The following is a 9222-nucleotide window of genomic DNA, read 5'->3' on the forward strand; positions in this document are numbered from 1 at the left end:
ACGTATCCCGGCGCATCAAAAATTGACAAACCAAATCAGGCATGGGTGCAACTCTGGGAGCGCCTGTGCATAAGGGCCTGAAAGCCCGCACTGAAGCGAGCAGAGCTGTACCCATGCCACATGCAGCAAAATCTCAATTCAATTCATAAAAAAAATATCCAATTTACGGAAGAACCACAAAAAAAGACCGGGTTACCCCGGCCTTTTTATCGTAATCATGTAGTTGGGATTTACATCTGATAAAGAGGAACGTCGGAACCGCACATCTTCACAGATTGCAGTTTGTCGTATTCTTCTTTCGAAATCGACGGCCCTTCGCGGTCGCAAACCTGGTCAAAAACTTGAGTAAGGTTGGTCGCAATGGCGTTGGCGTCCATTTGTTCAATGTGACGGCGCTCTAATACATGAACCGGCTTGCCCTCTTTGAATAACGCAATGCAGGGCGAGCACGGCGGAATCTCCGCCATGTGTTCACGGACGCGGCCCACCGCTTCGGTGGTTACGCCAGCAAAGGCGGTATACAAATGGGTCGGAATCTTCGCGTGTTGTAAGGCTTGGGTCACGCCGGGACGGGCGCCGCCCGCCGCGCATCCGCACACAGAATTGATGACAATCAAAACCGCGCCGTCTTGGGCAACCGCTTGATCGACGTCTTCGGGCGTGCTCAGAGCGGTAATACCAACGCTTACCAGTTCTTGTTCCATCGGTTTTACTGCTTCGGGATCATAAATCGGAGGCATAATATTTTCCTTGTTTTATTGATTATTCGATTATGAATTTAGTCAAAGAGAGAAAAGCCGCGATGAAAGAAAGCCGAAGCAAACGCTCCGGCTTTCAACATAGCGTAGTTTTCCGGGGCTATTTGTCAAGCAAATGGCCCAACCCACTGCCTTTCACGATGGGCTGCTCAACCAAATACCGTTTTGTAAAATGAAACAATTCATGTTATACTAGCTGATACTATTTTAATTGATGACGGATTGTCTTCAGGAGTTGAGGAAAAAATGAATACAAAACTCGCAACCGGGTTAGCGGTTTGCCTATGGGCATTTGCGTTGACCTCCTGCCAAAGCCCTGGCCCGATCATCCGCGACCAGGAGCAATTCACCAAACAAGTCACCGTTTCGCCCAGCATTAACGTAATCGAAATTCATCACGACAACGGCAGCGTCAACCTGCAAGGGTGGGACAGCCCCTTTGTCTTGATGGAAGGCTACAAGTCGGTTTCCGGCCCTGATCTTGAAACCGTCACCCAAGCCCTGGCTGAAATGGAAATGATCGCGTATGAACGCTCGGGCGACCGTCTTGTGATTGAATACAGCCCTCCGCTAAAACTTCGCGACGTTAATCCGTTCGACAAGTTTGAAGAGACCGTCCACTTCACCATTAACGTCCCCAAAGGAATCGCGATTGAGGTCTATAACCAGGACGGCGCCATTAAAGCGGCGAATTTAGACAAAACATTGCTCGTAGACCATAAAACCGGCGATGTACGGGTCGAGAACATCCGGGGCGGCGCCAATATCATTTCAAACGGCGGCAACATCACCGCAACCGACATTCAGCCCTACCTTGATCTCGACAGCCGCGAAGGCCGGGTAGACATCGAACGAATCACAGGCGACGCCGCGATTCGCCACAAAAACGGGCCTGTCGTTTTAAGCGATGTCAGCAATGACGTTTATTTGAATTGCGAAAACGCCGACTGCACCATCCGCCAAATTAAAGGGCAGCTCGAAGTCGACAATATGGGCGGCGACGTGGTTGCCAACTACATTTTCTCAGGGGTCGCTATCAAACTTCGCAAAGGCAACCTCACCTTGCAGCCGCAGGTCCCGGTTCCTCAATCGTATCAATGCAGCGTTGAAGCAGGCGACCTGACGGTGCGCATCCCCGAGAACTCTAATATCCTTCTCGACGTCACGGCGGAATCAGGCGGCATCACATCAGATTTCCCACTGCCTATATCCAGCGAGAAGAACACCTCAAAGGCGGCGGGCTCGGTCAACAAAGGGGAATTCAAAGTCGAACTGTTCGTGCGCGGCGGCTTTGCCCATATCGTCAAAGTAGCGGCAAATGAAACCGTCCCCGAAACGCCCGCCCCATCGCAGACGATTGAAAACGCGGGGTCAACTCCACCCGCAGAACGCTCGCCTGACCTGGAAGCGGCCGATATCAACTAAGTCAATCCATTCAACGATAACGCACAACCGCCCGTGAATTCGCGGGCGGTTTTTTTGTAAGAATAGACATTTTTTCCAAACAATGTTTCATTAGTAGCACCATAAATAGTGATGAGGAGAACCGCCATGTCGTCAAACCACCTGACACGCCGTACATTTCTCAATACGATAGGGGCCGCCGCCGCTGCTTCGCTCACGCCGGGGCAATCCCTCGCCGCCTCAAGCGCGCCCAAGAATATCGTATTGATCTATGCAGACGACTTAGGCTACGGCGACGTGAGTTGCTATGGCGCGACCAAATTCAAAACACCAAATATAGACCGCCTGGCGGCAAATGGAATTCGCTTTTCCAACGCGCATTCCTCCTCCGCCACTTGTACGCCGTCGCGTTATTCATTGCTGACCGGCGAATACGCCTGGCGCCGCAAAGGCACCGGCATCCTGCCCGGTAACGCGAAAATGATAATCGAGCCGGGCCGCGACACCCTGCCCTCCATGCTGAAAAACGCTGGCTACAAAACAGGCGTGGTCGGCAAATGGCACCTCGGCCTCGGCGATGGAACCCTCGACTGGAACAGCGACATCAAACCCGGGCCGAACGAAATCGGCTTCGACTATAGTTTTCTCATCCCCGCGACGGGAGACCGCGTCCCCTGCGTCTACGTCGAAAACCATCGCGTGGTTGACTATGATCCCAGCGACCCCATCGAAGTCAGTTTCGGCAAACCCATTGGCGATGAACCGACGGGCAAAGAACATCCCGAACTGTTAAAGATGCACCCCAGCCACGGCCATGACATGACCATCGTCAATGGCATCAGCCGCATCGGATACATGAGCGGCGGACAAAGCGCGCGTTGGGTCGATGAAGATATGGCGGACGTCATCACAAAAAAAGCCAACAAGTTCATCACCAATCACAAAGACGAACCGTTTTTTTTGTACTTCTCGACGCACGACATCCACGTGCCCCGCGTTCCACACAGTCGTTTCGTCGGGCAAAGCGGACTGGGGCCGCGCGGCGACGCCGTCATGCAACTCGACTGGTGCGTCGGTGAAATCATGGCGACGCTCGACCGCCTCGATTTAACGAACGACACGCTTGTTCTTTTTGCCAGCGACAACGGCCCCGTGGTTGACGACGGCTATCACGACCAGGCGGTCACGCGTCTGAACGGCCATACGCCTTCGGGCAACCTGCGCGGCGGCAAATACAGTTCGTTCGACGCCGGAACGCGCACCCCCTTTATCGCGCACTGGCCTGGACGCATCCAACCCGGCGAGTCGGACGCGCTGGTTTCACAGATCGACCTGTTCGCTTCCTTCGCATCGCTGACCGGGCAAGCGCTTTCAACAAAAGCCGCGCCTGACAGCCTGAATGCGCTGCCAACACTACTGGGCGAAACAAACATAGACCGCGAACATTTGATCGAACACGCAGGTTCACTGTCGATCATTCAAGGCGATTGGAAGTACATCGCTCCTAGCAAAGGCGCGACGTTCAACAAAAACGTAAGCATTGAATTGGGCAACAATCCCGAGCCGCAACTCTATAATTTAAAAGAAGACCTCGGCGAGACCAATAATCTTGCGGCGCAGCATCCTGAGATCGTACAAAAGCTGTCGTCCCTGTTGGCAGAAACGCGAAAAAACGGACGAACGCGCAAATAAACGGGGAAGAGTTGCGTTATCCATCTCTTATTGCGTGGTTAGTGATATACTAGAGAGGATCGCTTTTGTAATTTGAAAGCATCGAGAAAACACGAATTCGGGGGCGTAATGGTTTCGACGGGAATTACGCGCTTGTTGAGTGCATGCCGAGGTTCCGCAGGCCTCGTTAAAAAGGCGGACCTATTTAATTGCCAATGATCAAGCATTACCACTCGCTGCTTAATTAGTTAAGTAGCGGTCGCTTCGCCCGGTTTGGTCTCGTTGGCTGGGCTATGGCGTCATAAAGGCGAGAATAGCGGGTTGGAGTGTCTTCGACCAACCGGCGAATCTAAAGAGGGCTAACCGCGTTGCAAGCTGTCTGTGCGTTTCAACGCGGTGATTTCAAGCATAGACTACGCATGTAGGACTCTCCAAGTAAGGATTTTCGGACGCGGGTTCGACTCCCGCCGCCTCCACAGTTTCAAACGTACATCACTGCCCACTGCATTCATAATTTCCCACGCGGCAGGGTGGCAAGGGCAAGGCCGAATGAAATGAGGGCAGCCCTTGAGATCAATCAGGATGATTTGCTGGGTTAATTCGTAAAGTGGGATCAGTTCTCGGATTCAGACAATTGATTTGTAGTACAAATGATTAACTTTGCTTCAAGGGCTGGCCTACGGCCTTGCCCTTGCCGCCCCACCATCCGAGAAGTGAGTATTTACATTGATGAGTGTCCATGATTTTGACAACGAAAACCTAATTCCGGCATATCAAAAACTGGCAAACCAACTCAGGCATGGGTGCAACTCTGGGAGCGCCTGTGCATAAGGGCCTGAAAGCCCGCACTGAAGTGAGTAGAGTTGTACCCATGCCACAAGCAGATTTATGAGATAGTTTCTAGAAAATTCAATTCAATTTGTGAAAGAGTATCCAAATTTACGGAAGAACCTAAATTAAGATTGGTTTTCGGACGCGGCCTCCACAGTTTCAGACGCACATCACTACCCACTGCATCCATAATTCCTCACACGAAAAAATCACAACCTCCCATTCTCTCATTGCCGTTGACGGACAGCGCCCGCGTGGGAGAATAGCAATCATAATTTGATTTCAATTGTCAGGGGACGCCATCACATGAGAAAGAGCCTTGTTTTATCCTTAACCGGACACGACCGCATCGGCATCGTCGAAGAAGTCACCAAAGAAATCCTACCGTTCGGCGGCAATGTTGAATCCAGCCGCATGGCCCGCTTGGGCGGCGAGTTCGCTATGTTAATGCTCATCTCAGCGCCCGAAGAACAGGTCGAAACCTTAATCCAGCGCATTCAAGCGCTGCAAGATAACGGGTACATCGTCACGATATGTACAACCGAACCGGGCGATCCCAATAAATTTCAAGAGTGGTCCACGTTACAAATTGAAGTGTTTGGCGCTGACCATGAGGGCATCATCCATACCATCACTCAGCGACTGGCCGAGTTAAAAATTAGCGTCGAAACAATGGACACTGGCATGTCAGAAGCGCCGCTGAGCGGTTCGCCCTTGTTTATGATGTCAGCGACAGTGATGGCCCCGCCTGAATTATCGTTGTCGAATCTTCAAGATGATTTAGAGAAAATTAGCGACGCATTAAACGTCGACATCGACGTTTCGCTTTGGTTAGACGACGACGCCGAATTTGAAGGCGAATAATTATTCGCTTTCGACTCGCTCAAAAAACATCATGTGTTGCCAGGGGAGGCCGTCATACTCGCCCGCCAGTTGAAAGCCGTTGGCGGTATATTCTTTAAGAATTTGCCGTTTGCTCATTTTGTGCAGCGGCTTGATAGGTACATCAGCGTCTTCTTCTCGATACTCCAATAACGCAATGCGCCCCTTCGGCTTTAAACTCGCCCGAAGCGCTTGCAGCATTTCCTGCGGATGCGACAACTCATGATACACATCAACCATCAATATCAAATCGAATTGGCTCTTCGGAAGTTTGGCGTCGTTTTGCGTACTGAGTACAGGCGTGACGTTTTTTACGCTGGCTGCATTTGCCCGCATTCGTAGTAAATCCAACATCTCCTGTTGAATATCGACCGCAAAGACGCTGCCGGATTCACCAACCCGTTCCGCCAGTTTCAATGTATAAAATCCATTGCCGCTGCCAAAATCACAGACGGTCATGCCCGGTTTCACGCCCAGGTTCGCGATGACGTCTCCGGTTGATTCTTCGCGCTGGCGCGACTCGCGCATCAACCATTCCGCGCCGGAATAGTGCATGGTCTGGGCAATGCTCCGCCCCATGTATTCGCGGCAGAGCGCAGCATTCGGCAGCGCGAGCAGCGCAATTGCCAGAATGCAGCCAAGCCAAATTCGAGCCTTAAGTAATTGCATGGTTACCACTCATATATGTATACGGTCTTATAGGCGTGGGGGCAACTCAGTGAGCGCCTGTGCAAAAGAGCCTGAGAGCCCGCACTGAAGCGAACAGAGATGTACTCGCGCCTTTAATCCTCACTTCGCTCGATGCGTTACAGATCACCGACGATCAATCATCATACAATAAAAAAGGGCGGCCTCAAAAGACCGCCCCTTCGTATTGGACTGGATTCGGGCGCAGTGCGCTGCGTCCCTGTATCAACTAATACAACGCCCAAGCGTCAACGGAGACAGGCTTCATATCAAGCGCGAGTTGAACAGCGGCCGCCATGTCGAGGCGTCCGTATCCATATTGCTGATTGAACCCATTGGCGTCATAGGGGAGGTTGCCGATTTTCACGGACGTTTGGCGCAAGACGCTGACAATTTCATCGCTGGATAAATCCGGGTTTGCTGAAATCACCATTGCGATGACGCCTGCCGCTAACGGGCAAGCGGATGACGTCCCGCCGAATGCAGCGCCTTCAGCAAGCGTGTAGTCTGAATCAGGATCATAGCCCATGCCGCTGCCGGTCACGTCTGTCGTGATAATGCCGAGCGAGCCGCCGTCGCTGGGCGCAACAAAGTGAATTTGCGGCCCCCACTGGCTATAGGTAGAACGAACGTCAAAGTTGTTGCTGGCTCCGATGTTAATCACATTGGGATGTAAGTTTTCACCCGCAATCGGGAACAGGTTTTCGGCGACTTCGCCGCTAAATGGAAAATCAAAAAAGTCTTCTCCACCGCCGCCGGGGTTTTGCGTATCGGCGACATAGGCTGAACCAAATAGCTCTTCGCCGTCTAAAAGAACATACAACACGTCTGCAAATTCTTCTGTACTCGCGCGGAAATTAAACGTCAGGATGCCTTCGCTGGGCAGATTGACTTCCCAGGTCATCCCACTCGTCTGGTTGTCGCCAATGGCGCCGCTTTGGAACACATAACCGCTTTCGGTCAGGTCTGATTCAACAATGACAAATGGAACATCACCGTCGCCAGTCACATCAAACGGAAATTCTTCGTCAAAGGGCGTGTCGATGTAAGCGTCTTCCAGTTCTTCGCCCGAGTCAACATCATAAACAGACGCCCGTTCGATCCATACCTTATCCTGACCGCCCGAACCAGAACTGTCTTTCTCATAAACGAACCGAATCGTATGTTGGCCTGCAGAAACGACTTCATCCGATTCAAATGTCAAAAATGAAGTCGCGCTGTTGCCGCTGGCGAACAAGACCGGTATTTTTAAGGCGCCGCGCTTTGATTCGTCCGAGGTCGCGAAATCGAGCGCACTCGAAACCGCATCGCTCAACACCGGCCCGCCCCACGAGTTGTTCATCACGTCGCCGTATTTCGCGGCGTAACGAATCGCGTCGGCAAAACTGGCTTCTTCGGCTTCTGCGTCTGGAAATGTGTCATTGCCGCCCAAGTCGATTCGCACAGGCAATACAGATACGCCGTAAGCCGCGCCGACTACGCCGAGGCCATTGTTTCCAATCGCCGCAGCAACGCCCGCAACCGAAGTGCCGTGCGCATCATCCGCTGTTGGAGGGCTCGGATCATTGTCGCCGCTGCCAAAATCCCAGCCATTGATGTCATCCACAAGACCGTTGTTGTCGTCATCCACGCCGGGGGTTCCATTGGCTTCGATCTGGTTCACATAGATATTCAAATCTGGATGGCTGATATCAATCGCGTCATCCACAACCGCGAGCACAACGTCCGCGCGCGGGGTATGAAGGTCCCAGGCGGCTTCTGCGTTTACATCCGCGCCCGGGACGCCGTCGCCCTGGCCTGTATTGCTGAGATGCCACTGGTCGCCGTACAACGGATCGTTTGGCGTAAAGCGCAACTTGCGCTGCTGAATGAAATTAGGGTTCGACCAAATGACGTTTTCGTCATCGTTTAACGCGTCTGAAATAACAAATGGGTCGTCATTCGAAGACAACCGCAAAATGAATTCATCGTCGGTATAAAGCAATGGACGAACAACGCTCAACCCATAACTTTGCGCCAATTGAAATACATTCACGCCCGCTTGCAACTTCACAATCACTTCCGGCTTGGGATAAACCAAATAACCATTCGAAGCATAACGGTACACCGGATAGGCAAAGCGCACGCCGGAGGTCGCTTTCAACATGGTTTGAACGCCGGGCAATCCCAACGAGGCTTTTGCTCTGGAGGATTGAGGGTCTGTATTGACGACTGCGTATTGCTCTCCAAGCATGTTGACGGATTGTACGCCGGATACGGCTTCCAGCGCATATTGCACTGAGCCGTTCGGCCCCAATGAAACCGTCGAAGGCAAACCGACAAAATACGCGCCTTCAACAACTGTTAACTTATGTTGCTTGCCGTTGCTCTGAAACTCCGCCGCTTGCGCATTGACGAAAACGAACGCAACGACTCCTAGCATGAGTAAATAATTCAACCGCATGTAATTCTCCTTTATCTTCTTTGAATTGAGCATGAACAAATTCACAGGATGAATGGGCATTGAAGGACAAAAATTCTACCCGAATGGGATAAATCCACCAAGGAAGATAAAGCATTTTATTTATAAAAGCAACAAACCATTACGCACCACGTATACCTTAATAAGAAATACGTGGTGCGTAATTGACGTCATATTATTTACAGTTCATCCGATACGTGAGTACCTACATTGATGGATGGACATGATTTAGGTTAAGAAAACCTATTCCTGCATATCAAAAATTGATAAACCAAATATAGGCATGGGTGCAGCTCTGGGAGCGCCTGTGCATAAGGGCCTGAACGCCCGCACTGAAGCGAGCAGAGTTGTACCCATGCCACATGCAGCGAAATCTCAATTGAACCGGTAAATGAATATCTAAATTGATGGATGGCTTAGGAAATCTATTCCGGCATGTCAAAAATTGACAAACCAAATCAGGCATGGGTGCAACTCCGGGAGCGCCTGTGCATAAGGGCCTGAAAGCCCGCACTGAAGCGAGCAGAG

General features: G+C 51.5%; 6 protein-coding genes and 1 other RNA gene. 4 read left to right on the forward strand and 3 right to left on the reverse strand.

The features are described 5' to 3' along the window. Positions 1-230: 230 nt before the first annotated feature. Positions 231-740 (reverse strand): BrxA/BrxB family bacilliredoxin, encoded by a 510-nt coding sequence (locus tag P9L94_05690; protein ID MDP8243555.1) that lies wholly within the window; start codon positions 738-740, stop codon positions 231-233. A gap of 264 nt (positions 741-1004) precedes the next feature. Between P9L94_05690 and P9L94_05695 the strand changes: the two genes are divergently transcribed. The 4 genes from P9L94_05695 (at position 1005) to P9L94_05710 (ending at position 5528) form a co-directional block, all read left to right on the forward strand. Beyond that, the gene (locus P9L94_05695; GenBank protein ID MDP8243556.1) at positions 1005-2183 is read left to right on the forward strand and encodes a DUF4097 family beta strand repeat-containing protein; all 1179 of its coding nucleotides are present in this window, start codon (positions 1005-1007) and stop codon (positions 2181-2183) included. A gap of 126 nt (positions 2184-2309) precedes the next feature. Beyond that, positions 2310-3854 carry an arylsulfatase gene (locus P9L94_05700; GenBank protein ID MDP8243557.1) on the forward strand — a complete coding sequence of 515 codons (1545 nt, stop codon included), beginning with the start codon at positions 2310-2312 and terminating at the stop codon, positions 3852-3854. 99 nt (positions 3855-3953) lie between these two features. Next, positions 3954-4312: a transfer-messenger RNA gene (gene ssrA, locus P9L94_05705) on the forward strand. 658 nt (positions 4313-4970) lie between these two features. Beyond that, positions 4971-5528: an ACT domain-containing protein gene (locus P9L94_05710; GenBank protein ID MDP8243558.1), complete on the forward strand. Its 558-nt coding sequence runs from the start codon at positions 4971-4973 to the stop codon at positions 5526-5528. On the opposite strand, the gene P9L94_05715 is transcribed toward P9L94_05710, so the two are convergent. Further along, positions 5529-6215: a class I SAM-dependent methyltransferase gene (locus P9L94_05715; GenBank protein ID MDP8243559.1), complete on the reverse strand. Its 687-nt coding sequence runs from the start codon at positions 6213-6215 to the stop codon at positions 5529-5531. Between the two features lie 247 nt (positions 6216-6462). Continuing rightward, positions 6463-8676 (reverse strand): S8 family serine peptidase, encoded by a 2214-nt coding sequence (locus tag P9L94_05720; GenBank protein ID MDP8243560.1) that lies wholly within the window; start codon positions 8674-8676, stop codon positions 6463-6465. Positions 8677-9222 lie beyond the last annotated feature (546 nt).

It is taken from the genome of Candidatus Hinthialibacter antarcticus (genome assembly GCA_030765645.1).
Taxonomy (GTDB): domain Bacteria; phylum Hinthialibacterota; class Hinthialibacteria; order Hinthialibacterales; family Hinthialibacteraceae; genus Hinthialibacter; species Hinthialibacter antarcticus.